Here is a 26,275-nt window from a genome sequence, read left to right as displayed (position 1 = left end):
GTGCGGTGCGCACGTTAATGACGGGAGAGGGGGCGGGCAATGGGGCGTACGGCGGTTTGTTCCGATCCAGCCGTTCGGCCGCCTCAACCGGGTGGGAAGGGGCACGATGGCCGGATGGTGACGCAGCGGGAGACGCGACGCGGGCATGGATCCGGGGTGTCGGCCGCCCTGGCGGTATGCGTGGCCGGCATGGTCCTGCTCAGCGGGTGCGGAGGGGCAGAGGATGTTCCACCGACCGCGACGGGCACCCTGGAGCAGCTGGCCTCGAAAGCACACTGCGAGCCGAGCATCGGGACCGACGCCGAGGAGCTGCGGCAGGCCAACTGCTCGACGGACGACGGGCGTTATGTGCTCGCCACCTTCGCGACCGATCGCGGGCAGCGTGAGTGGATCAACGAGGCCAACGACTACGGCGGCTCGTACCTGGTCGGCCGGAAGTGGGTGGCCGTCGGAGAGCCGCAGGTGGTCGCGGCGCTGCGCGGCCGGCTCGGGGGGACGGTGGAGACCGCCTCGCCGCACCACTCGTCGGGGAGCGATGCCGGTGGAGGGAGCGAGACAGGGCACTCCGGTCACCACGGGAGCTGACCGCGCAGGTCCGGGAAGGGCGGGTTTCTGCTGCCGGAGCCGCCTCAGCGGCACTTGCTGCCGCCGTTGATGCAGCGGACCACCCTCTGCATCAGGTTGTCGTCGAAGACATTGATGAAGTCGCCGTGATCGGTGACGGGCTTGTGCAGCTGCTCCGGGAACGAGTCGACGGCGAAGCCGGGGCCCGGCGGAACGGCGTACACGATGCGCTGGACCAGCTGGGGAATGGCCCGGAAGCCGTTCGGGCACCTGCCGTCGTCCTGCGCGAAGGAGACATGGGTGCGGTGGTTCGCGCTGTCGATGTTCCGGCCGTCCCAGCAGCTCTGGAATGCGAAGGAACGGACCACCTGGCTGCCTTTGGGGCAGATCGGATATTTGTCCTTCAGCTGCCGGTCCTCGAATCCGGTGCAGCTCCATGAGGCATTGGCGTTGGCGTCCCCGTTGGTGAATGCCTTGGCGTCACCGGTGATGATCCGAAGAAAGCGCGGCATGGCCGTCACCTTCCCGGTGGGACTGCCGATGAATTTCAGTGTGACCTGCGACGGGGTCTGAATCTCCCCGACGTTCTGGTCCTTGCCGCCGCCGTCCGCGTCCGCGTCGTTCTCGGCCTGCCCGTTCTGCAGACGCAGCACGGGCCAGTAGTACGTGGATCTGTCGCCCTGGTTCCGGCAGCTGGTGTCGCCCTTGGCCAGGTCGTCGTCGCCCGCAAAGGCGTCGTTTGCCTGATTGCCGACGTAATCGTGCATATGGTGAGCGCCATTGCTCACTCCGGGCGCGACGATGACATTGTCAGGGTTGAATTTGCCGTTCTCGTTGCGTCCGCATTCCGTGATGAACGTGCCGCGCGAGGCGCCACGGCGTTGACGGGGGGTGTCGGCATGGGGTTGGACGGACCGGATGTCGACGAAGTCGGAGTCGTCGGGGCCGTTGCCGGCCGGGGGCTGACCTGCCTGATCCTGGCCCGTCTGATCCTGACCTGTCTGGTCCTGGCCGGCTTGGTCTCCGCCGTCCTGGCCATATGCGTCCTGGTTCTGGCTGTCCTGGTTCCCGTCGTCGGCGCGCAGGCTGCACGGGGCCAGCCCGTCCAATTCCTCCGGGCGGTCCGCGTTGCGCTCGATGGCGGTGGCGATGCGGTCGATGCTTGCCGTCCGTTTGTCCATCAGCGGACCGAGCACGGCATTCTCGGCGAGATCCGGATCTCTGGCGATCTCGTCCTTGCGGTCCGCGAATTGCTGATAGGCGTCGGTGATCTGGGTGTCCATCGCCGCGAGTTCGCGGTCGACTTCACCACGTGCCTGATCGGGCACGTCGGGAAGCTCGTTTCCCACGTCGGGGCAGTCGATGGTGGACATCTGGCGGCCCGTATTCCAGGACCGGTCGGGAGGCGAGCCGGAAGATCCCTCTCCCGCCGATGCGTGGACATTGAGCGCGACCAGACCGCCCCCGCCCAGAATCAGTGCGGCCGAGGCGACAATCGCCCGGTTGGCCGGCGTCGAACGTTTCTTGCGCGATGTGCGTCCCATGGAAATCCTGAACTCCTCTGTTTCGAGGGAGAAGCGTGATGTTCCATACGGCCCCGGCGCGCGGTCCGTTCAGTCGGTCGAGGAATTCGTGGGAAGCTCCATCCGTAAACCGGATGGAATGACCAGCTCTCAGGCGAAGGCCGCCATTTCTGGAATGTCCCGTCGTCGACGGCGCCGGCTGCCGTGATCGCGGCCGGGGTGGACAGCGCTTGGACTTTGGGGGCGAGAGATAGGACGTATGTTGTCGCACTCTTCCCGTGGGCCCTCCTGTGCGGCAACATGCGCACGTCGGTACCCAAGAGATCCGACCAATGGTGGTCGGGAATGGGAGGGAACCATGGCACGACGTACCCGTGTGCTCAGTGCGCTCGCACTGGCGGCGGCCGCCGCGCTCGTCCCCGTACAGGCCATTGCGCAGCAGCCCGCGAACCAGCAGTCGGCGCCACCGGGAGCCGCGTGCACCGGGCCCGTGAAGCCCGCCTCGCAGATGACCGTCGAGTCCTGCGACGGCCCGGACCGGATCATCGAGAAGGCCGCGAACATCGTCCCCACGCCCGGCCAACTCGCCTGGCAGCAGCGGGAGGTCACCGCCTTCACGCACTTCGGGATGAATACGTTCACCGGCCGTGAGTGGGGATCCGGCACGGAGGACGAGAAGCTCTTCGCCCCCAAGGCCATCGACGCCGACCAGTGGATGCGCGCCTACAAGGCGGCCGGTGTCGAACAGGTCATGCTCACCGCCAAGCACCACGACGGCTTCGTTCTCTACCCGAGCCGCTACACCGACCACTCGGTCGCGCTCAGCCCCGGCAGCCCCGATGTCGTGGCCGCCTATGTGAAGGCCGCCCGCAAGGCAGGCCTGAAGGTCGGGCTGTATCTCTCGCCGTCCGACGGCGCCGAACTCCCGCACGCCTGGCATGCGCAGTGGGTCGACACGATCCGCAAGAAGCAGGCCGAGGGCAAGCCGCTCAGCCTGCCCGAGCGCATGGCCCTGGAGGACGGCGACCGCGCCCCGGCCGGTGAGGGCCGCTTCGGCAACGAAAGCGCGGTCACCGAACGCACCATCCCCACCCTCGTCCCCGGCGACGACCGTGCCGCCGCCGTCAAGCGCGGGAAGCTGCCCACCTTCAAGGTGATGGCCGACGACTACGACGCGTACTACCTCAACCAGCTCTACGAACTCTTCACCCAGTACGGACCGATCGAGGAACTCTGGCTGGACGGCGCCAACCCCTGGTCCGGCTCCGGCATCACCCAGAAGTACAACGTCAAGCAGTGGTTCGACATGGTCAAGGCGCTGTCGCCGAACACCGTCGTCTTCCAGGGCCCGCAGGGCGTGCGCTGGGTCGGCAACGAAAGCGGCATCGCCCGCGAGACCGAGTGGAGCGTCACCCCGCACATCACCGACCCGTGGACGGGGCTCGGCAGCCTCCCCAACGACTCGACCGACCCCGACATCGGCTCCCGGGCCAAGATCCTCGACCCGGCCGTCAACTATCTGCAGTGGTACCCGGCCGAAGCGGACGTCTCCATCAGGCCCGGCTGGTTCTACCACCCGGACCAACAGCCCAAGACTCCGGCCCAGTTGATGGACCTGTACGAGAAGAGCGTCGGCCGCAACGCCTCCCTGCTGCTGAACGTCCCGCCCAACAAGGACGGCCGGATCGACGACGCCGACGTCGCGTCACTGACCGCCTTCGGCTCCGACGTACGCCGGATCTACGGCAGCGACGTACGCAAGCAGGGCCCGGCACCGTACACCTTCGACCGGGTCGCCGTCCGTGAGGACATCCGGCACGGGCAGCGGGTGGAGAAGTTCGCCGTCGAGGCCCGGATCGGCGGGACCTGGCAGCAGATTGCCGAGGGCACGACGATCGGCCACCGCCGCATCCTGTCCCTGGCCGCGCCGGTCACGGCCACTGCGGTACGGGTGAAGGTGCTGGAGTCCCGCGCCACGCCGCATCTGGGGGCGACGACGCTGCACCTGAGCGCCGCGTCGGCCGGCTAGCCCCGGTCCAGATAGGCGAGCACCGCAAGAACGCGGCGGTTGTCGTCGTCGGACGGCGGCAGGCCGAGCTTCCCGAAGATGTTCGAGGTGTGCTTGGCCACCGCCCGCTCCGTGATCACCATCTGCGAGGCGACCGCCGCGTTCGAACGGCCCTGCGCCATCAGCTCCATGACCTCCAGCTCACGCGGAGTCAGCCCGCCCATCGGCTTGTCCTGCGAGCGCCGCGACAGCAACTGCGAGATCACCTGCGGGTCCATCGCGGTGCCGCCCGCGGCGACCCTGCGTACCGCATCGATGAACTGGTCCGCGTCGAAGACCCGGTCCTTGAGCAGATAGCCGATGCCGCCGATGCCGTCCGCCAGCAGCTCGCGCGCGTACAGCTGCTCCACATGCTGCGAGAGCACGAGCACCGGCAGCCCCGGCCTGGCCTGCCGGGCCGCCAGCGCGCACTGCAGGCCCTCGTCCGTGTGGGACGGCGGAAGCCGGACGTCGACGACCGCGACGTCCGGCTCCAACTCGGCTAGAGCCCGGGTCAGTTCGGGCCCGGTCTCGACGGCTGCCGCGATCTCGAAGTCGTACGCCTCCAACAGGCGGACCAGGCCGTCGCGCAGCAGGAAGAGATCTTCGGCTAGGACAACTCGCAAGGGATCTCCATGGTCACCATGGTGGGACCGCCCGCGGGGCTGCTGACGGCCATGATGCCGTCGAATGTACCGAGTCGGCGTTCGATTCCGCTCAGGCCCGAGCCGGATCCGACCGCCGCACCGCCCCTGCCGTTGTCCGTGACGGAGACCCGCAGCATGGCGTTCGCGTGGTGGATGTCCACCCAGACACGGTCGGCCCCCGAGTGCTTGGCGGCGTTCGTCAGCGTCTCGCTCACCGCGAAGTACGCGGCCGACTCGACCGCGGCGTCAGCCCGGCCGCTCAGCTCCACCTGGACCTCCGACTCGAAGGGCAGCCGCAGCGCCAACGCCCTGACCGCGTCCCCGAGTCCGCGTTCGGCGAGGACCGGCGGGTGGATTCCCCGGACCAGATCGCGCAGCTCCGTGAGGGCCTCGGCGGAGGACTCGCGGGCCATGGCCAGGAGCTTCTTCGCCCGCGCCGGGTCCTTCTCGATGAGTGCCTCCACAGTGCCCAGGTTCATGCCCATGGCGACCAGCCGGGCCTGCGCACCGTCGTGCAGATCGCGCTCGATACGCCGCAGTTCGGAGGCGGCGGTGTCCACGGCCTCGTGCCGGGTCTCGGTCAGCCGGTCGATGCGCCGGGCCAGCTCCTGCTCCTGGGTGGGGGCCAGCACCGCGCGGGCGATCACGAAGTGCAGCCGCAGCAGCCGTTCGCTGACCAGCACGCCGGTCGCGAAGAGCACCACACCGAGCGCGGCGGCGGCAAGACCCGTCGCCTGGCTGTCGACCGGCACGAACGCGTACCAGTAACGGTCGTCGGTGAAGACCCGCCACAGGCCCGCCGCCAGGACGAAACCCTCCACCGGGTAGAGCAGCAGTGCGCCGGCCACGATCGACACCGCATAGCCGGCCGTCATGTCGACCAGCAGCCACCGGATGTCCCGCCAGGTCGCCGGATCCTTCAGCATCAGTGTCGTCCGCTCCACCTGTCCGGTGAATCCGGTGCGCACATCCTTCGGGAAGGGCCGGTACGGGACCGGAATGCGGACGTCGGACCAGGTGACGGCGAGCAGCCGGCGCCGGTTGGCGTGCTTGCGGACCAGCTCCAGTACGTAGGGGGTGGTGACCAGGCCGATGCCCAGCGGGATGAAGGCGATGGAGAGCACCGCCCACACGAAGAGGGTGATCGACCCGGCCAGGCTGACGATCGACAGCACGAGTCCGCGCCCCGCGGCCAGCAGTGCGCCCCGTACCCGGGTCCGTATCGCGTTCATCTCGGTCCGTCTCCCCTCACCGGGCCCTCGTGGCAGTGCCCGTCCGCAGCCAGTCTCACCCGGCGGACTCCCCGGGCGTCAGCCGTTTCGCCACCCGGGAGGGGTGTACCCAGCACCACCCCGCCGACCTCGCCCTACGGCTCCGTGAGAGGGGGTTCTGACGGCTGGGGCGGGCGGCGCCCCGCTCCTAGATTCATCAGCATTCATCAGCGACGCATTCGCCGTCGACTGCCTTCCAATTCTGTCTGACATCTGGGGGCGAACACGCCATGAGGCGCAACCTCGCGGCACGCATCGGTGTGTGGAGCGCACACCACCGCAAGACCGCCATTCTCGGCTGGCTGCTCTTCGTCGTGCTCGCCACGGGCATCGGCGGCGCATCCGGTCTGGTCGAGATGACCGACTCGGAGAACGCCGCGGGTGATTCGGCGCGGGCCGAGCAGATCCTGGACGATGCCGGGCTGGGGCAGCCCGCCGGCGAGCTGGTCATGGTGTCCACCGCGAAGGCCGGTGACTGGCAGGGCGCCGCCCGCGAGGTCTCCGCGGCCATCGGGAGGACCGGCGAGGTGGCGAACCTCGCGGCGCCGATCCCTTCCGAGGACGGCAAGGACGCGCTGATCACCTTTGACATGAAGGGGGACGCGGCGACGGCGCCGGACAGGGTGCAGCCCGTGCTCGACGCCGTGTCCGCCGTCCGCGCGCACCACCCCGACGTCACCATCCACCAGTTCGGCGAGGCCAGCGCCGGGAAGTGGCTCGGCGACCTGCTCTCCGAGGACTTCAAGAAGGCCGAGTTCACCGCCGTGCCCCTGGCCCTGGGCATTCTGCTGGTCGCCTTCGGCGCCGTCGTCGCGGCGCTGCTCCCGGTCGGGCTGGCACTGACCGCGTGCATGGCCGCCTTCGGACTGCTGTCGCTCGCCAGCCACCAGCTGCACCTGTTCCAGACCACGTACTCCGTGATGTTCCTGATGGGCTTCGCCGTCGGCGTCGACTACTGCCTCTTCTACCTGCGGCGCGAGCGCGACGAGCGGGCGGCGGGACGCGATGCCGAGACGGCGCTGCGGATCGCGGCGGCGACCAGCGGCCGGGCCGTGCTCGTCTCCGGGCTCACGGTCATGGTCGCGATGGCCGGCATGTTCCTGTCCGGACTGATGCTGTTCAAGGGCTTCGCCCTCGCCACGATCATCGTGGTCTTCATCGCGATGCTGGGCTCGGTGACGGTGCTGCCCGCGCTGCTGTCCTGGCTGGGCGACCGGATCGACGCGGGACGCGTGCCCTTCCTCAACCGGCGAGGGAGCCGGCGCGCACGCACCAGCGGCGGGATCGCCGGCACGGTGCTGAAGCCCGTCCTGTCCAGGCCGAAGATCTTCGCGGTCGCCTCGGTCGTCGTACTGCTCGCCCTGGCCGCGCCCGCCCTCGGCATGAAGACCGAACAGCTGGGCCTGGAGAAGCAGTTCGGCTCCAACTCGCAGCTGTCGGTCGCCTACCGGCACATCAACGAGAGCTTCCCCGGTGGCCCCGCTCCGGCGCGGGTGGTGGTCAAGGCCGACAACATCGAGGCGCCCGCACTGCGCAAGGCGTTCGACGGCTTCGACAAGGTGGCCGTCCACAAGGCGCAGAACGTCGCCGAGATCGAGGTACCGCTCCCCGACGGCAAGGCCGGCCTTGCCGAGCTGCGCGAGGAGCGGTTGCCCGCCGCGTTCGACGGGACCGGGGCCCAGGTGTACGTCACCGGGGAGATCGCCGGGTCCGTCGACTTCAACGACCAGCTGAAGCGCGGCATCGTCCCCGTCTTCGCCTTCATCACGGCGGTGACCTTCCTGCTGATGCTGTTCTGCTTCCGCTCGTACGTCATCGCCGTGACCGCGATCCTGCTCAACCTGTTCTCCGTGGCCGCCGCGTACGGAGTGATGGTCGCCGTCTTCCAGCACGGCTGGGGGGCCTCGCTGATCGGCTCGGAGGGGGTCGGCGCGATCGAGGCATGGATTCCGCTGTTCGTCCTGGTCGTCCTGTTCGGACTCTCCATGGACTACCACGTGTTCGTGGTCTCCCGGATCCGTGAGGCCCGCGACCGCGGTCTGCACACCCGGGCCGCGATCGACGAGGGCATCCGGCGGACGGCGGGCGCGGTCACCGGTGCGGCCGTGATCATGGTCGCGGTGTTCGCGGTCTTCGGGACGCTGTCGATGCAGGACATGCAGCAGATGGGCGTCGGCCTCGCCGTCGCGGTGCTGCTGGACGCCACGATCGTACGGATGATCCTGCTGCCCTCCGTGATGGCGCTGCTGGGGGAGCGGAACTGGCGGACCCCGCGCGGGCTGTCCCGACTGCCGGGCCTGGAGCACGGAGAGCCGGAGACGGGCAGGGGGACGGGGCCGGCCGAGGCCCCGGTGGGGTCGGGGCTACGGGGCTGACCGGACCCGGCACACGAAGCGGCCCTGGCACCGTACGTACCGGACCAGGGCCGCTTTCATGCGCCTTCAGTGTCGTCAGGGGGCGTACTTGTAGCCGACGCGCCGCACCGTCTGGATCGACCGGCGGTGCTCGGCGCCCAGCTTGCGGCGCAGCCGGGCGACATGGACGTCCACGGTGCGTCCGTCGCCCACATGTCCGTAGCCCCAGACCGTGGTCACCAACTGGTCGCGGGTGTGCACCCGGTGCGGGTGCGCGACCAGATGGGCGAGCAGCTCGAACTCCAGGAAGGTGAGGTCGAGCGTGTTCCCGTCCACCGCAGCGGTGCGCTGTACGGGGTCGATGCGCACCGGACCCGCGGACGGGTCCTCCACCGGCGACGGCACCATGTACTGGGCGGCCGCAGCGGCAGCCGCGGTGACGGCCGGCTGCTGATCGGCCGGTACGAGCACCAGGTAGCCGATCATCGGCGGCCGGCCCGGCAGCGCCGGAACGGTGTGCTGGGGTGCGGGCAGCCAGGTGGCACCCGGCGGCAGGAACTCGGCCACATCGGCCAGCTGGACGACCTCGTCGGGGGCGACGGCACGCAGCCGGTGGCGGTTGGGGGAGAGGGAGCGGGCGGGGGTGGTGGCCGCAGCGGTCGCCGAAGGCGCCGCGGTGGCAGCGACTGCGGCGGAGAAGGTACGAGTGTTCGCCATGAGGGTCAGCTCTTTCGCGCGAAGGAGTCGTCGATGGACGGACTTGCTTGCGCGCGGACCGAAGGCCGGGTGAGCGGCGTTAGAGGGCCCGCGCGTTCAACGCGCGGCAACACACCCGGTCGAAGTCGTGATGCTGACGGGACGGCCAGAACGGTTCGAGGTCGCTGCGACCTGTCGAGGTGTACTGGATGCTGGCCATGCCCCCATTGAACCAGAGAACGCGACGGCGCAGCAGGCCTCTCTCACTCGTCGATACGGACGCTTTGCGTTACGTTCCTCACCCCGGGCTGCCGTAACCGATGAGCCGCCATCCGCCTCGGCCCACGGGCCGCCGCCCGCCTCAACCGACGAGCCGCTTGCGCCAGTCCAGGTTGGTCAGCTCGATCGCCTGGTCCGGCGAACCGTCCCATTCCACCGTCAGCCCCGCCTCGCCCAGCGCCGCAGCGACCTCCCGGCCCACGGCGGTGGTCGTCTGTGCCGACTCGTCGAACCCGCCGTAGTACAGCGACAGACCGTGCCCGGCCGCCGCGCTCTCCGTGCACTGCAGATGGAAGAAGACGAAACCGCGCGCATCCTCCTGCCCGGCGGCGTGGATCTCGCTGAGCCCGCACGACCGGCAGCAGGCGAAATGCTCCCGTGCCGTGATCCCGCGCCCGTCCAGCCCGGCGAAAGCCTTCTCCAGCCGGTCCGCGTCGGTCACATCCGACCACTGCCGCTGCTCCTCGACCCGCTCCAGCCACAGCCGCTCCACCAGCTGCCGCGCCTGCGGCAGGGTCACCGGATGCACACCGTCCTTCACGAGGTAGTCCTCGGCCGTCTCGGCGAGATCGTTGACCGTCCCGTATCCACAGCGGAGCAGCACCCGGACCCGCTCCTCCAGCTGCTCCCGGATCTCCGCCGGAATGTCGGGCACAGGCTCCGCTTCCGGCAGTCCGGCGCTCTCCCACTCCGTGCCCGCGTCCCACTCCGGTTCCTGGCGCGCCCAGCGGGTCATCAGCTCGGCGACCCGCTCCGGCGAATCGACCATCACCCGGAAGTGCGTGGCGGGACCACCGGAGCGGTGTTCCAGCTGGTAGTCGCCCCCGTGTTCGTGCCACACCTGCACAAAGGTGCCCGGAAGATCGGGTATGCGCTGTACGACCAGGTAGTGGTCGCCGTCCGCACCGATCCGGTACACCAGGTCGCTCAGCGCCCGGTCCGAAATACGGGTGTGGGTCTGCCAGTTCTCGGTCTCCACCTTGATGTCGAGCATGCGCCAACCCTGGCACACGCCACTGACAACGGGCCCGGTCCGGGGAGCGGTTACCGGCTCCCCTGCTCCTCGTGTGTTCCGTCGAGCAGCTCCTGTACCCGGCGTTCGAGGCGGATGGTCCGCCCCGGCCACAGCGGCCCCTCGAACCCCTCGGTCTGCACCGCCACCACCTCGGCGGCCGCCCTGACCAGTTGCGGATCGTACGGCGGCTGCCCGGTGCGGAGCAGCGAGTGGGCAGCGGCCAGCCGCAGTTCGGGCGCGGGGTCGTGGAGCCCGGTGCCGCATCGCTTCCGCTGGGCGGGCGTTGCCCCGTCGACGTACCCCATCGCGGTCAGCGCGTCGGCGCGTACGGCAGGGTCCGGTGCGGACTCGTACAGGCGGCGCAGCAGCGGCATCACGGGCAGCGCGAGATCACCGAAGGCGGCGATCAGCCGTAGCAGTGAGCGGACGGCGGCGGCATCCGGGCCCGGGTCATGGGCGAGGGCGAGCAGCCCGGGGAGCTCCTCCAGGACGGCACGCCGGGCGGCGGGGGCGGCCCGGCCGTTGCCCTGGGCGATCAGGGAGAGCAGTCCGAGGAGATCGCTGCGATGGCCGGGTGCGGTGCGGGCGAGCTGCGCGAGGAACGGTACGGCGACGACGGTCGCCCCGAAGACCGAGTGCTGGTGCCAGACAGTGCCGAAGAGCTCGTACACGGCCTCGCCCCGGGTCTGCGCGTTGTCCGACGCGAGGTCGCTCAGCAGCTCGGGGACGTCGTCGGCAGGGCCGTAGGCGTGCTCGAACGACGCCCAGTCCACGTCGTCCAGCTCGTCCAGTCGCCTCGGCATGCGCGTGATGCTACGACGAGGAAGCGCCCACCCGGCCGGGTGGGCGCCCCCTCGCGGACGACGGAACGGGATCAGACCTGGTCGGCCTTCTCCAGCGCGGTGCAGCAGGTGTCGACGATCAGCCGCGTGACGACGTACGGGTCGACGTTGGCGTTCGGGCGGCGGTCCTCGATGTAGCCCTTCTGGTCCTGCTCGACCTGCCACGGGATACGGACCGAGGCGCCGCGGTTGGAGACGCCGTAGCTGTACTCGTTCCACGGAGCGGTCTCGTGCAGACCGGTCAGACGGTCGTCGATGCCCGCGCCGTAGTTCTTGACATGGTCCATCGGCTTCGAGCCCTCGCCCAGCGACTCGCACGCGGTGATGATCGCGTCGTAGCCCTCGCGCATCGCCTTGGTGGAGAAGTTGGTGTGCGCACCGGCGCCGTTCCAGTCGCCCTTGACCGGCTTCGGGTCGAGGGTCGCGGAGACGTTGAAGTCCTCGGCGGTGCGGTACAGCAGCCAGCGGGCGATCCACAGCTGGTCGGAGACCTCCAGCGGGGCCAGCGGGCCGACCTGGAACTCCCACTGGCCGGGCATGACCTCGGCGTTGATGCCGGAGATGCCGAGGCCCGCCTTCAGGCAGTTGTCGAGGTGCTTCTCGACGATCTCGCGGCCGAAGATCTCGTCGGCGCCGACACCGCAGTAGTAGCCGCCCTGCGCGGCCGGGAAGCCGCCCTCGGGGAAGCCGAGCGGGCGGTGGCCGTCGAAGAAGGTGTACTCCTGCTCGATGCCGAAGATCGGCTCCTGGCCGGCGAACTGCTCGGCGACCGGGCGCAGCACGGCACGGGTGTTGGACTCGTGCGGCGTCATGTCGATGTTGAAGACCTCGCACAGGACGAGCACGTCGTTGCCGCCGCGGATGGGGTCCGGACACGTGAAGACCGGCTTCAGCACCCGGTCGGAGGCGTGGCCCTCGGCCTGGTTGGTGCTCGAACCGTCGAAGCCCCAGATCGGCAGCTCGGCCACATCCTGCGACGGACTCCCGGCCATGATCTTCGTCTTCGAACGGAGCTTGGCGGTCGGCTCGGTACCGTCGATCCAGATGTACTCAGCCTTGAACGTCACGGAAGCCATCCTTTGCGGGTGTTGCGGTGCTGCGGTCCGGTCTGTGCAGCGCAGCTTCGCAAAACGCGATTTCCCGTCCGTTGCCCGAATGTGAACCCCGTGTTACCGAGGTTTCCTGCGTTCTACGTGGGGGTGTACGCGGGCCCTGAGCAACGACTCGAAACCGGCGGCGCGGATCCGGCGCACCAGTTCCTCCTCACTGGTGCCCAGCGCCACGGCCGCCTGCGCGAGCCGCCAGTCCGCGTCGGAGAGCCGGTGCAGCAGATGCCCGCGCCTGATCTGGGCCTCGGACAGCCGGAACGTCTTCAGATACGCGACCTGCCCCTTGTGATCGGTGATCGTCTCACCGATGTGCTGGCCCTCCCCGTTGCGCAGGAACGGAGGCAGGAACCGCCACAGCGTGAACGAGCCCATCCGGTACACCCGGTCGAAGGCGTACGGGGTGGTCGTCAGCTCACGCGCGAACAGGGTGTCGTGCGCCTCGGCCCACTCCTGCTCCTGCGCCCGTGCCGCCGCCCGCAGACCGGCGAGCGTCCGCAGATGCGGTCCGTCGGGGATCCGCGCCGCGAACTCCGCCACCGGCGCGCCGTACAGGGCGTACTGATGGACCAGCTCCCCGTACAGATCCTGCACGAGCGAAGGGTGCAGCAGGCGGTAGTCCTCCGGGTGCGGCACAACGAAGGCGGCGGCGAGCGCGTCGGCCGCGTACACCATCACCCCGCACTGGCCGGGATGGATCTCGAAGGCCCGCAGCGCGTCGCCGAGCCCGCGCACCGACCACCCCATGTACGCGTCCTCGGCACGCGGCGAAAGCCCGTCGCGCAGCGCCTGCCGTGACCACTCCTCCCAGGCGATGGCGGGGCCGCCGAAGTGCAGGGCGAGATAGCCCTCCATCGCGAGGTGCAGCGGCAGGAAGCGCAGCCGGTCGCCCGGCTGCCGCTTGGCCATGCGATGGTGACGGTTGCGCTGGAGCCGCGCGGTCCGGGGCGGCGGGTTGCCGGGCGAAGCGCCCGGGCCGGCGCCGGTGCCGAGCTGCGTACCGTACGCGGCGGACTGGGCGCCCTCGCCGGACCAGTCGGCGACGAAGCCGTGCGGGATGTACGAGGTGTAGTGCGTGCGCGGACCGACGTCCACGACGCCGTTCCCATGACCCGTGTAGATCTCCCGGTGCAGCCGAAGCCCCTCGACCGGCATCTCACGCACCAGCGGTACCAGCCGGATGCCGCCCCACACCTGGGCGGGGCGGGTGGTGAGCCCGGACAGTTCGAGCCTGTTCACGATGCGGCTCCCGCCTTCTCCTCAGTCACGGAACTCATGAAACGTGCGACCTGCCGGTCCAGATAGGCGTACAGGGCCGCCGGTCCCGTACGTCCCTCGGCGAACTGTGCGATCTCCACCAGCGCCGGCAGATCCTCCGCGTCCCGGATCCCGGCCGTGGGCACGCCCGGCGCGAGGCGCCGCACGTCGAAACCGTCCGCGTCGTATACGGGGTTCACATGCACCACAGCAGTTCGCCGGTCCGGATCGAGCCGGGTCCGCCACACCCGCAGCACCTCGCCCGCGAGTCCGGGCGGCGCGTTGTCCCAGCCGTCCGAGACGATGACCAGCCGGTCCGGGCCGTGCTCCAGGGCGTCCAGTACGCGGGTGCCGAGCGGGGTCGGGCCCCAGGGCCTGACCAGCAGCGGATCGGTGCCGCCCGAGGTCCACAGCGGGGTGTACGCCCCCGGCGCGGCCAGCGCCTCCAGCAGGAAGTGGCAGGCCAGCGCCACGGCGAGCGGACGACGCCGCTTCTGGCCCGACCCGGACGACGAGTAGCTGTCGTCCAGCACGGCGGCGACCTTGCCCCAGCTCCCGGCATGCGGGCCCGCCGCACGGCGGGCGGCGGTCCGCAGAGCATGCGTCAGCTCCTTGCGGTGGAGCCGCCGCACCTCGAAGCCGAGCGACAGGACGTACAGGGTGAGCCGGGTCAGCGGCATCACGGTCAGGTCGACATCCGTGGGCAGCCGCACCTCGTTTCCGGCGCTGCGCCGTCCCTGGGTCCGCAGCCGCTCCAGCCGGGTCATCCGGGGCACCATCCGCTCCAGGAACACCTCGCGCTTCATCCCGTGCCGGGCGGCGAAGCCCTCGGCGACGGTGAACGGCAGCTCGTCGACGGCACCCTGCTCGTAGTGGGCGCGCCGCCACGCGTCGAGCAGCTGGTGCCGGTAGCGCGCCCGCCGCCCCGGCCGGAACAGGAAGTCCCCGATCTCGCCGGGCTCACCGGGCCCGTCGAACCGGAGGTGGACATGGCGGGCGGCGGTCTTCAGACCGGCGCGGTACTTCACGGCGTCGTGCGCCGGATCCGGCCGGGCGGCCAGCCAGTCGCGCATGATCGCGCGGGTGCGCCGGTTGTTCACCTTGGCCCCGCGCAGCACCCGGAACAGCCGGTACACGCGCTGCGGCGGCAGCTTCGCCAGCCGGGCCGCGATCAGCCGGCCCTCGGTGCGCTTCTCCTCGGCGGTCGTGTCTGCGGCGCTCTCCAGCAGGCCCTGGACGATGCGCACGGCGTTGTGGTCGTTGATGTCGAGGGCGAGCGCGGCGGCGTACACCCGGCGGTAGTTGACCCGTACGTACTCATGGAGGAAGTCCAGCGAAAGCTGCTGCTGATACGCGGTCGAGCGGAACTCGCGCTGTCCGGTCGCGGTGATCGCCGCATTGACGAAGAGGAGTACGTCCTCGGCTGCGACGAGGTCGGCACCGGTCCCGGTGCGAGTGGTCTCGGTGCTGGTCGCCATGGTCTCCCCCGTGGTGTCACGCGCCGCCGTACGCAGGGGCGGAGCGCCGGCCGGGGAATGGGGGCGCGAACAGCGAAATCACTGCTTTATAGGCAAGTCCCGGAAGTCGCGCCGGAGTCCCGCGGCCGGCACCGCAAACGTAGCCAGGAAGCTCACTCTCCGCCAACTCAATACAGGAGCGGCCCGGCGAACCGGCAGACTTGCCCCATGACGACACTTCCCCCGACCCCCCTGCGTATCGGCCTCGTCGGTACGGGCCCCTGGGCCCGGAACACCCAGGCCCCCGCCCTCGCCGCCCACCCCGGCGTCGCACTGAGCGGCGTGTGGGGCCGACGCCCCGAGGCCGCGAACGCGCTGGCCGCCGCCCACGGCACCACGGCGTACACCGATGAGGAGGGCCTCGACGAGCTCTTCGCGGCCAGCGACGCCATCGCGTTCGCTGTGCCGCCCGACATCCAGGCCCCGCTGGCCGCCCGCGCCGCGGCCACCGGCCGCCATCTGCTGATGGACAAGCCGGTCGCGACCACCGTCGCCGGAGCCCGCGAGGTCGCCCGCGCCGTCGAGCAGACCGGGGTCGCGTCCGTCGTCTTCTGCACCCTGCGGTTCGCGGCCGAGACATCCGCCTGGATCACCGAACAGGCCGCCCTGGACGGCTGGTTCACCGCCCGCGCCGAGTGGATCGGAGCGCTGTTCGCCCCCGGTGCGACCAGCGAGTACGCCGCCTCGCCCTGGCGCCGCGAGAAGGGCGGCCTCTGGGACGTCGGCCCGCACGTCCTGTCGGTCCTGATCCCGGTACTGGGCGACGTGACACACCTGACCGCGGCCCATGGCCCGTCCGACACCACCCACCTGATCCTCCGCCACACCTCCGGCGCCTCCAGCACCGTGACGCTCGCACTGGGTGCCCCGGTGGGCGCGGTAGGCACGGAGATCGAGCTCAGAGGCGAACAGGGAACCGTCACACTGCCCCGGTGGGGCGACGCGGTCGGTTCCTTCCGGGCAGCGGTGGACGCCCTGATCGACTCGGTACGCACGGGGGAGCCGCACCCCTGCGACGTCCGGTTCGGCCTGCGCCTGACGGAACTGCTGGCCGAGGCGGAGAAGCAGGCGAGGGTGTAAGGGGACGGAGCATGGGGGCGGGGCTCGGACGGGGAGGGGGCGTGCGTGTCCCTACGCAGGAGAGACAGCTCCATTTGTTTCAACCGCCCCGCCCGTACCCCGCGTGGGCGGGGGAGGTGTCGTGACGGCCCGGTGAGCGGTGTGCAGAAAGCGCCGGACCGCGGCCGTTTCGCTCTCGTCGAATTCGCGCAGCACATTCACCGTGTTGTCGATCAGCGGCCCGAAGAAGGACCGGCCCACCTCCACCGCACGTGGCGTCACGCTCGACAGCACCCGTCTCCGGTCACGCGCGTCACGGGTGCGGTTGAGGTGGCCGAGCTGTTCCGCACTGCGTGGCTGCCGACTTCCCGTCCGCCCGCCCCGTCACCGGACCCCGCCCCGCACCCGAGGCCCTGAGCGGACTGGACGTACCGACCCTGATCCTGCTCGCCGGACACAGCCGGGCCCATGACCCGGCCCGCGTCGCCGTCGCAGCGGCCCGGCTGCTCCCCCACGCGCAGACGGCGACGATTCCCGGCGCGACGCACCACACCCTGCCGCTGCACGAGCCGACGACCACCGAACTGAACCGCAGGATCGAGGACTTCCTGCTGACCCGATAGCTCGCGCTGTGCCGGGTGCTCAGCGCCCCATGGAGTCCCGTACCGCCTCGTCCGTCCGTGCCACGACGGCGGTTCCGTCGTCCGCCGTGATGATCGGCCGCTGGATCAGCTTCGGGTGCCCGGCGAGCGCCGAGATCCACCGCTCCCGCGAACCGGCCTCGCGCGGCCACTCCTTGAGCCCGAGCTCCTTCGCATCCGCTTCCTGAGTCCGTGTGATGTCCCACGGCTCCAGCCCGAGGCGGTCGAGCACGGCCCGGATCTCGTCCGGCGACGGCACATCCTCCAGATAGCGGCGGACGGTGTATTCGGCACCCTCCGCATCGAGCAGTTTCACCGCGCTGCGGCACTTGGAACAGGCGGGATTGATCCAGATCTCCATGGGGCCGACGGTACGGGAGGGGCGCCGCGAAAGCCCGTCTGGTCAGCGGCGATTGTCAGTGGTGGGCCGTAAAATAGAGGTAGTTCGTGAGGGTTTCACGACCGTGCCAGGAGGTTGCCCATGGCCGTTGCCGCAGTCACGACCAAGCCGCTCCACAAGCCCCTGCAGAAGAAGCCGCTCCCCGCGGGCCGGCCCCGCGAGTGGTACGTCTCCCACAATCGCCGTCTGAAGGCCATGCGCCTGGCGATCGCCCTGCTCGACACGGGCGTCTACTACCCGTCGACCGCGACCAACGACAAGATACGTACGACTGCCGAGCGCATCGGCATCCACCCGCCGTCCGACACGACCTGCCGCATGGTCCGCGCCCTGATCCGCTACGGCCGCTGACGGCTGACGCAGCCGAAGCTCGTGCTCCTTGGGGGCACGAGCTTCGGTACGTACGCACACAGCACCCGCTCAGAACCCACTGCAGGTGGCGGTGGCAAAGGCCCCGGACGCCGAGGCCGTCCGGACGGTCCCGTCGTCGACCGTCACGGTGCAGGCGACCTCGCCACCCGACTCCCCGGGCGTGACGGCGAAGGAGCCGCCGTTCATGAAGCCCTTGGTCTCCAGCTCCCCGGTCCACGGCAGCGTCCTCAGCGTCAGCCGCGCGGTCGACAGGTAGCCGTCCTGCCAGGTGGGGTAGGTGACCGTGACGTCCTTGGCGGTGCCGGTGACCTCGTACGTGATCCGCAGGGGCTCCGTCCCCTCCCTCGACAACTCACCGGAGACCACCCCGACGGCCGCACCACCACCGGCCGGCACCGGCACGACGACCAGCAGCACCCAGGGCCACTGCCGCCGCCGGAGGGGCTCCGGCCGGCCGTCCTGCTGGTGCCACGGCTGGTCCGGGACGCCGCCCGGGTCCTGGTCGCGCATGCCACCGGACTCGGCCGTCGCCCGGTACGCCGCGACTCCACGGGGCAGCCGCACCCTGACGTACGACCTCCGCTCCGGCCCGTTCCATCACCCGTCCGGCGTACACGGCATGCGGCCCCGCCCGCCGCCCCTTTGACTGAGGCGATGGGCCAGTACTGGGAGGCACGATGACGAGGAAAGCCGCGCGAGGTCTGTGGGCCGTACTGCTGACGACTGCCGTGATATCGACGGCGCCCGCCTGTTCCGACGGCGGCAACGCCTCCAGCACGGCGTCCAAGGCCGCGTCCGCCGCGGCGTCGGTGGCCTCCATGGGCTCCGACGTGGTGGCCTCGGCGACAGCCGCCGCAGGTGAGAAGCTGAAAGGCTTCAAGGGCGGTGTGAACGCCAAAGGCGACGTCGAACTGGGCACACCGAGCACCGACCCCGACGGTCGCGCCACTGCGAAGGTCACCGTGACGAACAGCGCCGACTCGGCGAAGTCGTACGCCGTGCAGATCAACTTCCGCGACCCGAACGGCAATCTGCTCGACACGGTGGTGGTGACGGTCGACGACGTCGGTCCGAAAGCATCCAAGGACGCCAAGGCCCGCAGCAACCGCAAGCTCTCGGGCGACATCAAGGCCGAGGTGGGAACGGCCCTGCGGCACTGATCGCGCGACATCCTGCGGACCAGGGCGGACCTTCTCTCGGAGCCGGAGATGCCGGGAATCCTCATGGAGGTGCGCGCGCATGCCTCCTGGCACGAGATAGCCGTGGCCAGATGGGAACAGGGCGACCTCGCGTACACCATGGAGCCGCGACCGTTCCCCGCAGGGGAGATCCGCCGGCACGTCCGCCGGGAATTCGACAGCATCAAGAGCAGGCGGCGCTGCTCGGCCGTCGTGGCCGCATCCTTGCCGGGCAGCACCGTCAGTAGTGGTTGTTGCGCTGTTCCCGTGAGGCCGGCCTTCGAAGTACGGACCACGGCGGAGCCTGCGCCTGGTGGGACCGGCAGGAAAGCGCCGTCAGCTTGTTCTCGGTGCCGGTACCGGGTTGCGGGATCTCGAGAATGATCCGCCGGTCCGAGCAGTCGTCGACAATGAGCGCGTTCTCCTCCAGCACCATACGGCCGACAGAAGGATGACTCACTTCCCGAGCGGTGACGTGGTGCCTTTCGATTTCGTGCTGCTGCCACCATCTGAGGAATTCCGGGCTGTTCTGACTCAGGTCGCGGACCAGCGTGGTGAACCATGGTTCGTGGACGTACAATCCGGTGGCCGCGCGGAATTCGGCCAGTACGGATCGGGCGCTCGGCTCCCAGTTCTGAATCAGCTCGCGCATATAGCCGCCGAAGAAAAGCCACAGCATATGCCGGTGCTCAGGGGGGATTTTGGCCAGATCGCCGTAGACATCGGTTCTGGCCTGGTTCCAGGCGAGAATGTTGAAACGGGGACCGAGAGCGAATGCCGGATGCGGATGCTGGCTGTCCAGGATGCGCTGGAGAGCCGGAGATACACCGTCCGCGGGAACGCTCACACTTGAACGGGAGTCCTCGTTCGCCAGGGCCAGCAGGTAGTTGCGCTCTTCGGTGTTGAGGCGAAGGGCTTCGGCCAGCGAATTGAGGACGTGGCTGGATACCCGGATGTTCCGGGCCTGTTCAAGGCGGGCGTACCAGCAGGCGCTGATACCCGCCAAGTCGGCGACATCTTCCCGTCGCAGGCCGGGGGTTCGCCGCGATGTTCGTGATGGAAGGCCGACCTCTTCCGGCTGGAGAGCCAGCCGGCGTGTTCTGAGGAAGTCCGCGAGCTCTGCTCGCCGTTGGTCGTAATTCATCCGTTGTTCCCTCTGCTGGGCGACTATTGCGGATGGTTATTACCGGGGACCTCTGCTCCCAGGATAGTCGGTTTCTGGATGCGCGCTCTGTCACGTGTGGTGCTGCCGGCGGAAGCGGCGTCGGGCCTGCGGTACACGCCCCCGCTCGCCCGGTTCGCAGCGGCAGCATGACGAGGGCCGCTGCCCTGAGGTGGGGGCAGCGGCCCTCGTCATGCCGTGTGTGAGATCAGGTCGTGAGTCCAGGTTGCGAGATCGAGCCAGGAAGCCGGCCGCACTTCCGACTCGTCGCAGCGCGAGCAGCGCGTCACCAACCGTAGAGAAATAGAGGGTGTACCGGCCATTTCGTTCCGTGAGTTCGAACCCCGAAGAATCCCATCGGCGACACCACAAAGGGCCCGGCAGCGAGCTGGCGGACCCTTCGTGCGGGGTTGAGATCAGCGGTTCCCGCGCCCTCCGTCGCGGTGACCCTGGCCCTGGCCCTGGCCCTGGCCCTGACCCTGGGCCTGGGTTTGGCCCTGGCCCTGGGTTTGGCCCTGACCCTGCCCCTGGGTTTGGCCCTGGGTTTGGCTTGGAGTCTGCGTGGCCGGGACTCCAGACCGAAGCTGCGCCAGCATCTGCGCGCAGCCGGTGGTGGCTGCCACCTTGTTGTTGAATCCGGTGGCGTAATCCGCCCGGAATGCCGCGCTCTTGTCGGAGTTCAGCTTGAACTGGTCGACCTTCTGCCTGCACGTTGCGTCGCCGTCGTTCTCCCCGGCGGCGAGCGCCTGCTCCCGATCAGCGGCTGTGCCCGGAACCGTGCCGGTGCCCGGAGGAACTGTTGCGTTCGACGTTGCGCTCGGCTTGACAAGGTTCAGGCACCCTTGTTGGTTCGCGCCCTCTTGGGCTGTAATGGCGTCGTCAGCCTTGACTACTGCCACCGCGGAGGCCGCTCCAGCGGCGGTGGCCGTCGCAGTCGCGATCGTGCGCTTCCCGCTGATGAAGGAGACGGTTTGCCCAGCGGTGAAACCGGAGCCGGTCAGAGTCGCGCTCTCATTCGGGCCTTCGATTCCGGAAGCCGAACAGGAGGCTGTCGGAGCGATCGAAGGCAGTGAAGCGGCCCCCGACGCTGCACTCTTGCTAGGAGTTGCGGCGTGCGCCTCGGCGGAGATTGCTGGTGCCAGCGCGAGCGACGCACCCAGCGGGACGCCGACCAGGGCGAGAATTCGCTTCTTTCCTTGCATGAGATTCCCCTTTGTGGTGGGTCCGTGCAAGGAAAAGCGTTGCATGAGGGCTGATGGGCAACAAGAGACCGCTCATCCTAGGAGTGGCAGTGTCAGGTTTATCTCGTGCGGTTGCGAAGCCTCAGGTTCTGGGGGCGGTAAATTCCGTGCCCCCATATTCAATTGGGCGGACGTTCGATCAGCGGAGTATCCCGTAACACGGCAGGACTGATACGGAGCCGGTGCGGCGGCCGGTGCGGCGACGCTTGATCTGGACGGCGGTCTCGGGCGCGTTCGCGTCCGAACCGGTCTCCGGTTGGTCGCCTGGGACGGCACCGCCGGACATCCCCGACACCCTTGCCCATGCGCGGGAGTTCGGGTTCATGGTCCGGCGAGTACCGGCTCGTCCGTCGGCTGCCGGCTTCCCTGCGGCCGGACATTGTCGCCGCCGGCCGACCGTAACCTCTCCGGGTACGAACTGCGGGGCCCGACTCGGGCCATCGGCGCCCACCTGGCCCGGCACAGAACGCAGAACAGGCCGGGAGCGATCCCGGCCTGTTCTCCTTAACCGTCACGGTGCGGCTCACCCGACTGAAAGTTGCCGGGGCCGCAGCGGACGCGACCATGCTGGACGCCGCCCGCCGCGGGGGCCCAGCGAGGCCGACATCGCCTTCTAGAGGTCGAAGTACAGCTCGAACTCGTGCGGGTGCGGGCGCAGCTGGATCGGGGCGATCTCGTTGGTCCGCTTGAAGTCGATCCACGTCTCGATCAGGTCGGACGTGAAGACGCCGCCGGCCTGCAGATACTCGTTGTCCGCCTCCAGCGCCTCCAGGACGGCCGGGAGGGAGGTCGGGACCTGCTGGACGTTCGCGTGCTCCTCGGGAGCCAGCTCGTACAGGTCCTTGTCGATCGGCTCGGCGGGCTCGATCTTGTTCTTGATGCCGTCCAGGCCCGCCATCAGCAGAGCGGAGAAGGCGAGGTACGGGTTCGACGACGGGTCCGGGGCGCGGAACTCGACGCGCTTGGCCTTCGGGTTCGAGCCCGTGATCGGGATACGCATGGCGGCCGAGCGGTTGCGCTGCGAGTACACCATGTTGACCGGGGCCTCGAAGCCGGGGACCAGGCGGTGGTACGAGTTCACCGTCGGGTTGGTGAAGGCCAGCAGCGACGGGGCGTGCTTGAGGATGCCGCCGATGTAGTAGCGGGCCATGTCCGAGAGGCCCGCGTAGCCCTGCTCGTCGTAGAACAGCGGGTCGCCGCCGGCCCACAGGGACTGGTGGACGTGCATGCCCGAGCCGTTGTCGCCGAAGATCGGCTTCGGCATGAAGGTCGCGGTCTTGCCGTTGCGCCAGGCGACGTTCTTCACAATGTACTTGAAGAGCATCAGGTCGTCGGCCGCGGCGAGCAGCGTGTTGAACTTGTAGTTGATCTCGGCCTGGCCCGCGGTGCCGACCTCGTGGTGCTGGCGCTCGACCTGGAGGCCGTTCTTGTCCAGCTCCAGGGAGATCTCGGCACGCAGGTCGGCGAAGTGGTCGACCGGCGGGACCGGGAAGTAGCCGCCCTTGTAACGGACCTTGTAGCCGCGGTTGTTGTCTTCCGAACCGGTGTTCCAGGCGCCGGCCTCGGAGTCGATGTGGTAGAAGGACTCGTTCGCCGAGGTCTGGAAGCGGACGTTGTCGAACACGTAGAACTCGGCCTCGGGGCCGAAGTACGCGGTGTCGGCGATGCCGGTGGAGGCGAGGTACGCCTCGGCCTTCTTGGCCACGTTCCGCGGGTCACGGCTGTACTGCTCGCCGGTGATCGGGTCGTGGATGAAGAAGTTGATGTTGACGGTCTTGTCGCGGCGGAACGGGTCGACGCGAGCGGTCGACAGGTCCGCGCGCAGCGCCATGTCGGACTCGTGGATGGCCTGGAAGCCGCGGATCGACGAGCCGTCGAAGGCGAGCTCCTCGGTCGGGTCGAAGGCTGCCGCCGGGATGGTGAAGTGCTGCATCACACCGGGCAGGTCGCAGAACCGGACATCGATGAACTTGACGTCTTCGTCGGCGATGTACTTCTTCGCGTCGTCGGCGTTCTGGAACATCCAACTCCTCCTACTCCCGGCCCGGGAGGGACGGGGTTGTAGCTCGTGGTGCGGCCAGTGCGGTGGCACACGCTGGACCCGACCATAGGCAGACCGGATTTCTCAAGCATGACCCATTTGTTTCGCAGAAGTTAACCGAGCCGGGTGCGAGCGGCATCTCGTGGCCGGTCCGGGGCCCTTGTCCCTGCCGGGCGGGAGCCCGCAGCCGCCCCCCGCCCGGCAGGGCGCGCGGGCGGGCGCAGTACCGTGGTCGGGTGGACAATAGGCAAGCAATCGGATCGTGGCTCTCCGGGCCGCGCGCGGCCGCCGAGGAGATGGGGGCCGACTTCGGCCACCGGGGCAAGCGGCTCGGTCTGCCCGAGCACGGGCCGGGATCCGTGGCGCCGCTCGGCCGGCGCTTCGGTGCGCTCTTCATCGACTGGGCCCTGTGCCTGGTGATCGCATACGGGCTGTTCGCTCGCGGTGACCAGCAGACGGCCGGGAACTGGGCGCTCGGCGTCTTTCTCGTACTGAGTGTGCTCACCGTCGGGACCATCGGCTGCACGCCCGGCAAGCGCCTCCTGGGCATCAGGATCGTCTCCGAGAACGGTGGCCGGCTCACTTTCGGGCGGGTGATCGTCCGGAGCGTGCTGCTGTGCCTGGCGATTCCGGCCCTGGTCTGGGACCGCGACGGCCGCGGCCTGCACGACCGGCTGGCCCGCGCCGTTCAGGTCCGTATCTGAGCCGAAGACGGATACCGAAGACGGATACCGAAGACGGATACCGAAGACGGAACGAGAAGAGGGCGGGTTGCGAACCGAACCGGTTCGCAACCCGCCCTCTTCGTACGTGCAGTGGATATGTACGGCGGAGGCGTCAGCGCATCTTTCCGCCGCGCGGCATCCGCATGCCCTTCGGCATCGGGCCCTTGGGCAGCGGCATGTTGCTCATCAGGTCACCCATCGCGCGCAGCCGGTCATTGGCGGCCGTCACCTGCGGGCCGGTCAGGACGCGCGGCAGCTTCAGCATCTTGGTGCGCACCTTCTTGAGCGGCACCTGGCCCTCGTCGTTGCCGACGACGATGTCGTGCACCGGTACGTCGACCAGGATGCGCGCCATCTTCTTCTTCTCGGCCGCGAGCAGCAGCTTCACCCGGTTCGCGTTGCCCTCGCCGACCAGCACGATGCCCGCCTTGCCCACGGCACGGTGGACGACGTCCTGGCTGCGGTTCATCGCGACCGCAGGGGTCGTGGTCCAGCCACGGCCCACCCGGTCCAGCACTGCCGCCGCAGCGCCCGGCTGTCCCTCCATCTGCCCGAAGGCAGCGCGCTCGGCACGCCGTCCGAAGACGATCGCCATCGCGAGGAGGGCCAGTACGAAGCCCAGGATGCCCACATAGATCGGGTGGTCGATCAGGAAACCGACCGCGAGGAGGACACCGAAGGTGACGATTCCCACACCCGCGACGACAAGACCGATCTTGGAGTCGGTCCGCCTGGTCATCTTGTAGGTCAGGGCGATCTGCTTGAGCCGCCCCGCGTTCTCGGCGCTGTCCGCGCCTTCAGTGTTTGCCTTCCTCGCCATGTACAGAAGTTTACGTGGCTCAGGAACGGTGGTCGGCCGCGGCCTCCAGTACGTACTCGGTCTCGACCCGGTCCTTGGCCCGGCGCCGGTCCTCCAGGACGGCAGTCCAGGCGTTACGGCGGGCGGTGCGCTGGCCGCTGCTCAGCAGCAGCGACTCGACGGCACGGAGAGCATCGGTGACGGAAGGGATGGCGGTGGCGCGAACCGGCACGGCCTGCATCGTGGAAATCTCCTCGGAGCGGATGTGCGGACTGAGTTGCGTGGACTCAGCTGCCCGGGCCGAGCTGCCCGGGACTGCGTTGCGCGAAGTGGGTGGCGTGCGCTGGGTGCGGGAAGCAGGGGTGGCAGCGACCCGCGGAGTCACTGCGCCGTGTGCACCCAGCATCATTGCTCGGTGTTACCAGCGCATGACCGGTCGGTCAAACACCAATGAAACCTTGATATGGGCGCAGCGCACGCCGACGCGGCCCATACGCGCCCCCGACCTGCGGGGAGCGTAGGGGCCGCGTCGAATCAGCTATTACCGCTCAGTAGCTTCTTGTGCTCGGATTCACACGGCGGGCGCCGCGGCGACGGCGCCGCGCCGCTCGATCGCCTGCTGGAAAAGACGGCCCGCGCGGTACGAGGAACGGACCAGCGGCCCGGACATCACGCCGGAGTAGCCGATCTCGTCGGCCTCCTCCTTCAGCTCCACGAACTCCTGCGGCTTCACCCAGCGCTCGACCGGGTGGTGGCGCACGGACGGCCGCAGGTACTGCGTGATCGTGATGAGTTCGCAACCCGCGTCGTACAGATCCTGGAGTGCCTCGCTGACTTCCTCGCGGGTCTCGCCCATGCCGAGGATCAGGTTGGACTTGGTCACCAGGCCGGCCTCGCGGGCCCGCGTGATGACCTCAAGGGAGCGCTCGTAACGGAAACCGGGGCGGATCCGCTTGAAGATCCGCGGCACCGTCTCGACGTTGTGCGCGAGCACCTCGGGGCGCGAGGAGAAGACCTCGGCGAGCTGCTCGGGCACTGCGTTGAAGTCGGGGATCAGCAGCTCGACCTTGGTGCGGCCGGCCTCCCGCTCCGCGGTCAGCGCGTGGATCTGGCGCACGGTCTCCGCGTACAGCCAGGCACCGCCGTCCTCCAGGTCGTCGCGAGCGACGCCGGTGATGGTGGCGTAGTTCAGGTCCATCGTGACGACGGACTCGCCGACCCTGCGGGGCTCGTCCCGGTCCAGCGCCTGCGGCTTGCCCGTGTCGATCTGGCAGAAGTCACAGCGCCGGGTGCACTGGTCGCCGCCGATGAGGAACGTGGCCTCGCGGTCCTCCCAGCACTCGAAGATGTTGGGGCAGCCGGCCTCCTGGCACACCGTGTGCAGACCCTCGCTCTTCACGAGCTTCTGCAGCTGGTTGTACTCGGGGCCCATCTTCGCCCGGGTTTTGATCCACTCGGGCTTGCGCTCGATGGGGGTCTGGCTGTTCCGGACCTCAAGGCGCAGCATCTTGCGCCCGTCGGGTGCGACAGCGGACACTC

General features: G+C 69.1%; 25 protein-coding genes. 8 read left to right on the top strand and 17 right to left on the bottom strand.

Features of this window, described 5'->3' with window-relative positions:
* The first annotated feature begins 114 nt into the window (after positions 1–114).
* The gene (locus ACGFU7_RS02415) at positions 115–585 is read left to right on the top strand and encodes a hypothetical protein (protein WP_393691471.1); all 471 of its coding nucleotides are present in this window, start codon (positions 115–117) and stop codon (positions 583–585) included.
* A 44-nt stretch (positions 586–629) separates the two neighbouring features.
* On the opposite strand, the gene ACGFU7_RS02410 is transcribed toward ACGFU7_RS02415, so the two are convergent.
* Positions 630–2,108 carry a DUF1996 domain-containing protein gene (locus ACGFU7_RS02410; protein WP_393691469.1) on the bottom strand — a complete coding sequence of 493 codons (1,479 nt, stop codon included), beginning with the start codon at positions 2,106–2,108 and terminating at the stop codon, positions 630–632.
* Between the two features lie 337 nt (positions 2,109–2,445).
* Here ACGFU7_RS02410 and ACGFU7_RS02405 point away from each other — a divergent pair, with 337 nt between their 5' ends.
* On the top strand, positions 2,446–4,116 hold the full coding sequence (locus tag ACGFU7_RS02405) for an alpha-L-fucosidase (RefSeq protein WP_393691467.1): 1,671 nt from the start codon (positions 2,446–2,448) through the stop codon (positions 4,114–4,116).
* Here ACGFU7_RS02405 and ACGFU7_RS02400 read toward each other — a convergent pair.
* Positions 4,113–4,760, bottom strand: a complete 648-nt coding sequence (locus ACGFU7_RS02400) for a LuxR C-terminal-related transcriptional regulator (RefSeq protein ID WP_393691465.1) — start codon at positions 4,758–4,760, stop codon at positions 4,113–4,115. The two genes, ACGFU7_RS02405 and ACGFU7_RS02400, sit on opposite strands and share 4 nt — an antisense overlap.
* Positions 4,745–6,013: a sensor histidine kinase gene (locus ACGFU7_RS02395; RefSeq protein WP_393691463.1), complete on the bottom strand. Its 1,269-nt coding sequence runs from the start codon at positions 6,011–6,013 to the stop codon at positions 4,745–4,747. The genes ACGFU7_RS02400 and ACGFU7_RS02395 overlap by 16 nt, the downstream gene beginning before the upstream one ends.
* A gap of 269 nt (positions 6,014–6,282) precedes the next feature.
* On the opposite strand from ACGFU7_RS02395, the gene ACGFU7_RS02390 reads away from it, so the two are divergent.
* Complete coding sequence (locus tag ACGFU7_RS02390; protein ID WP_393691461.1) at positions 6,283–8,427, top strand: MMPL family transporter; 2,145 nt, start codon at positions 6,283–6,285, stop codon at positions 8,425–8,427.
* Between the two features lie 75 nt (positions 8,428–8,502).
* On the opposite strand, the gene ACGFU7_RS02385 is transcribed toward ACGFU7_RS02390, so the two are convergent.
* From ACGFU7_RS02385 to ACGFU7_RS02360, 6 genes are all read right to left on the bottom strand, one after another.
* A complete protein-coding gene (locus tag ACGFU7_RS02385) occupies positions 8,503–9,123 on the bottom strand; it encodes a winged helix-turn-helix domain-containing protein (protein ID WP_393691459.1) in 621 nt (206 codons plus the stop codon).
* A 340-nt stretch (positions 9,124–9,463) separates the two neighbouring features.
* On the bottom strand, positions 9,464–10,375 hold the full coding sequence (locus tag ACGFU7_RS02380) for a DUF6891 domain-containing protein (protein ID WP_393691457.1): 912 nt from the start codon (positions 10,373–10,375) through the stop codon (positions 9,464–9,466).
* A 50-nt stretch (positions 10,376–10,425) separates the two neighbouring features.
* A complete protein-coding gene (locus ACGFU7_RS02375) occupies positions 10,426–11,199 on the bottom strand; it encodes a hypothetical protein (protein ID WP_393691455.1) in 774 nt (257 codons plus the stop codon).
* 71 nt (positions 11,200–11,270) lie between these two features.
* The gene (glnII, locus tag ACGFU7_RS02370) at positions 11,271–12,305 is read right to left on the bottom strand and encodes a glutamine synthetase (protein ID WP_393691453.1); all 1,035 of its coding nucleotides are present in this window, start codon (positions 12,303–12,305) and stop codon (positions 11,271–11,273) included.
* A 102-nt stretch (positions 12,306–12,407) separates the two neighbouring features.
* The gene (locus ACGFU7_RS02365; protein WP_393691451.1) at positions 12,408–13,583 is read right to left on the bottom strand and encodes a hypothetical protein; all 1,176 of its coding nucleotides are present in this window, start codon (positions 13,581–13,583) and stop codon (positions 12,408–12,410) included.
* Positions 13,580–15,079: a hypothetical protein gene (locus ACGFU7_RS02360; RefSeq protein ID WP_393691449.1), complete on the bottom strand. Its 1,500-nt coding sequence runs from the start codon at positions 15,077–15,079 to the stop codon at positions 13,580–13,582. The genes ACGFU7_RS02365 and ACGFU7_RS02360 overlap by 4 nt, the downstream gene beginning before the upstream one ends.
* 207 nt (positions 15,080–15,286) lie before the next feature.
* Here ACGFU7_RS02360 and ACGFU7_RS02355 point away from each other — a divergent pair, with 207 nt between their 5' ends.
* Both ACGFU7_RS02355 and ACGFU7_RS02350 read left to right on the top strand, forming a co-directional pair.
* Entirely contained in the window at positions 15,287–16,198 is a 912-nt protein-coding gene (locus tag ACGFU7_RS02355) for a Gfo/Idh/MocA family protein (protein WP_393691447.1), read from the top strand.
* Between the two features lie 332 nt (positions 16,199–16,530).
* Complete coding sequence (locus ACGFU7_RS02350) at positions 16,531–16,800, top strand: alpha/beta fold hydrolase (RefSeq protein ID WP_393691445.1); 270 nt, start codon at positions 16,531–16,533, stop codon at positions 16,798–16,800.
* A gap of 19 nt (positions 16,801–16,819) precedes the next feature.
* Here the strand turns inward: ACGFU7_RS02350 and ACGFU7_RS02345 are convergent, their stop codons facing one another.
* The gene (locus ACGFU7_RS02345) at positions 16,820–17,179 is read right to left on the bottom strand and encodes an arsenate reductase family protein (RefSeq protein WP_393691443.1); all 360 of its coding nucleotides are present in this window, start codon (positions 17,177–17,179) and stop codon (positions 16,820–16,822) included.
* A gap of 120 nt (positions 17,180–17,299) precedes the next feature.
* Between ACGFU7_RS02345 and ACGFU7_RS02340 the strand changes: the two genes are divergently transcribed.
* A complete protein-coding gene (locus ACGFU7_RS02340; RefSeq protein ID WP_093897585.1) occupies positions 17,300–17,569 on the top strand; it encodes a hypothetical protein in 270 nt (89 codons plus the stop codon).
* Positions 17,570–17,638: 69 nt separating this feature from the next.
* On the opposite strand, the gene ACGFU7_RS02335 is transcribed toward ACGFU7_RS02340, so the two are convergent.
* The gene (locus tag ACGFU7_RS02335) at positions 17,639–18,154 is read right to left on the bottom strand and encodes a hypothetical protein (protein WP_393691441.1); all 516 of its coding nucleotides are present in this window, start codon (positions 18,152–18,154) and stop codon (positions 17,639–17,641) included.
* A gap of 113 nt (positions 18,155–18,267) precedes the next feature.
* On the opposite strand from ACGFU7_RS02335, the gene ACGFU7_RS02330 reads away from it, so the two are divergent.
* On the top strand, positions 18,268–18,750 hold the full coding sequence (locus ACGFU7_RS02330) for a hypothetical protein (protein ID WP_393691439.1): 483 nt from the start codon (positions 18,268–18,270) through the stop codon (positions 18,748–18,750).
* Between the two features lie 259 nt (positions 18,751–19,009).
* On the opposite strand, the gene ACGFU7_RS02325 is transcribed toward ACGFU7_RS02330, so the two are convergent.
* From ACGFU7_RS02325 to glnA, 3 genes are all read right to left on the bottom strand, one after another.
* Positions 19,010–19,912, bottom strand: coding sequence for a helix-turn-helix transcriptional regulator (locus ACGFU7_RS02325; protein WP_393691437.1), 903 nt, complete (start codon positions 19,910–19,912; stop codon positions 19,010–19,012).
* 434 nt (positions 19,913–20,346) lie between these two features.
* A complete protein-coding gene (locus tag ACGFU7_RS02320) occupies positions 20,347–21,132 on the bottom strand; it encodes a hypothetical protein (protein ID WP_393691435.1) in 786 nt (261 codons plus the stop codon).
* A 652-nt stretch (positions 21,133–21,784) separates the two neighbouring features.
* Positions 21,785–23,194, bottom strand: coding sequence for a type I glutamate--ammonia ligase (glnA, locus tag ACGFU7_RS02315; protein ID WP_393691433.1), 1,410 nt, complete (start codon positions 23,192–23,194; stop codon positions 21,785–21,787).
* A gap of 254 nt (positions 23,195–23,448) precedes the next feature.
* Between glnA and ACGFU7_RS02310 the strand changes: the two genes are divergently transcribed.
* Positions 23,449–23,916, top strand: a complete 468-nt coding sequence (locus tag ACGFU7_RS02310) for an RDD family protein (protein ID WP_393691431.1) — start codon at positions 23,449–23,451, stop codon at positions 23,914–23,916.
* 133 nt (positions 23,917–24,049) lie between these two features.
* Here ACGFU7_RS02310 and ACGFU7_RS02305 read toward each other — a convergent pair whose 3' ends face one another.
* From ACGFU7_RS02305 to lipA, 3 genes are all read right to left on the bottom strand, one after another.
* Complete coding sequence (locus tag ACGFU7_RS02305; RefSeq protein WP_393691429.1) at positions 24,050–24,757, bottom strand: DUF4191 domain-containing protein; 708 nt, start codon at positions 24,755–24,757, stop codon at positions 24,050–24,052.
* A 19-nt stretch (positions 24,758–24,776) separates the two neighbouring features.
* Entirely contained in the window at positions 24,777–24,977 is a 201-nt protein-coding gene (locus tag ACGFU7_RS02300; RefSeq protein WP_114244165.1) for a hypothetical protein, read from the bottom strand.
* Between the two features lie 330 nt (positions 24,978–25,307).
* A complete protein-coding gene (lipA, locus tag ACGFU7_RS02295; RefSeq protein ID WP_383978109.1) occupies positions 25,308–26,273 on the bottom strand; it encodes a lipoyl synthase in 966 nt (321 codons plus the stop codon).
* Positions 26,274–26,275: the final 2 nt, after the last annotated feature.

The organism is Streptomyces sp. NPDC048473 (assembly GCF_043200155.1).
Taxonomy (GTDB): Bacteria; Actinomycetota; Actinomycetes; order Streptomycetales; family Streptomycetaceae; genus Streptomyces.
The sequence above is the reverse complement of the archived record's forward strand: the minus strand, read 5'-3'. Positions and strand labels throughout refer to the sequence as shown.

Coding starts and splice junctions, on each gene's coding strand:
- ACGFU7_RS02415 (WP_393691471.1), top strand. CDS start 115: ATGGTGACGCAGCGGGAGACGCGACGCGGGCATGGATCCGGGGTGTCG.
- ACGFU7_RS02410 (WP_393691469.1), bottom strand. CDS start 2,108: ATGGGACGCACATCGCGCAAGAAACGTTCGACGCCGGCCAACCGGGCG.
- ACGFU7_RS02405 (WP_393691467.1), top strand. CDS start 2,446: ATGGCACGACGTACCCGTGTGCTCAGTGCGCTCGCACTGGCGGCGGCC.
- ACGFU7_RS02395 (WP_393691463.1), bottom strand. CDS start 6,013: ATGAACGCGATACGGACCCGGGTACGGGGCGCACTGCTGGCCGCGGGG.
- ACGFU7_RS02390 (WP_393691461.1), top strand. CDS start 6,283: ATGAGGCGCAACCTCGCGGCACGCATCGGTGTGTGGAGCGCACACCAC.
- ACGFU7_RS02385 (WP_393691459.1), bottom strand. CDS start 9,123: ATGGCGAACACTCGTACCTTCTCCGCCGCAGTCGCTGCCACCGCGGCG.
- ACGFU7_RS02380 (WP_393691457.1), bottom strand. CDS start 10,375: ATGCTCGACATCAAGGTGGAGACCGAGAACTGGCAGACCCACACCCGT.
- ACGFU7_RS02375 (WP_393691455.1), bottom strand. CDS start 11,199: ATGCCGAGGCGACTGGACGAGCTGGACGACGTGGACTGGGCGTCGTTC.
- ACGFU7_RS02360 (WP_393691449.1), bottom strand. CDS start 15,079: ATGGCGACCAGCACCGAGACCACTCGCACCGGGACCGGTGCCGACCTC.
- ACGFU7_RS02355 (WP_393691447.1), top strand. CDS start 15,287: ATGACGACACTTCCCCCGACCCCCCTGCGTATCGGCCTCGTCGGTACG.
- ACGFU7_RS02345 (WP_393691443.1), bottom strand. CDS start 17,179: ATGGAGATCTGGATCAATCCCGCCTGTTCCAAGTGCCGCAGCGCGGTG.
- ACGFU7_RS02340 (WP_093897585.1), top strand. CDS start 17,300: ATGGCCGTTGCCGCAGTCACGACCAAGCCGCTCCACAAGCCCCTGCAG.
- ACGFU7_RS02330 (WP_393691439.1), top strand. CDS start 18,268: ATGACGAGGAAAGCCGCGCGAGGTCTGTGGGCCGTACTGCTGACGACT.
- ACGFU7_RS02325 (WP_393691437.1), bottom strand. CDS start 19,912: ATGAATTACGACCAACGGCGAGCAGAGCTCGCGGACTTCCTCAGAACA.
- ACGFU7_RS02320 (WP_393691435.1), bottom strand. CDS start 21,132: ATGCAAGGAAAGAAGCGAATTCTCGCCCTGGTCGGCGTCCCGCTGGGT.
- glnA (WP_393691433.1), bottom strand. CDS start 23,194: ATGTTCCAGAACGCCGACGACGCGAAGAAGTACATCGCCGACGAAGAC.
- ACGFU7_RS02305 (WP_393691429.1), bottom strand. CDS start 24,757: ATGGCGAGGAAGGCAAACACTGAAGGCGCGGACAGCGCCGAGAACGCG.
- ACGFU7_RS02300 (WP_114244165.1), bottom strand. CDS start 24,977: ATGCAGGCCGTGCCGGTTCGCGCCACCGCCATCCCTTCCGTCACCGAT.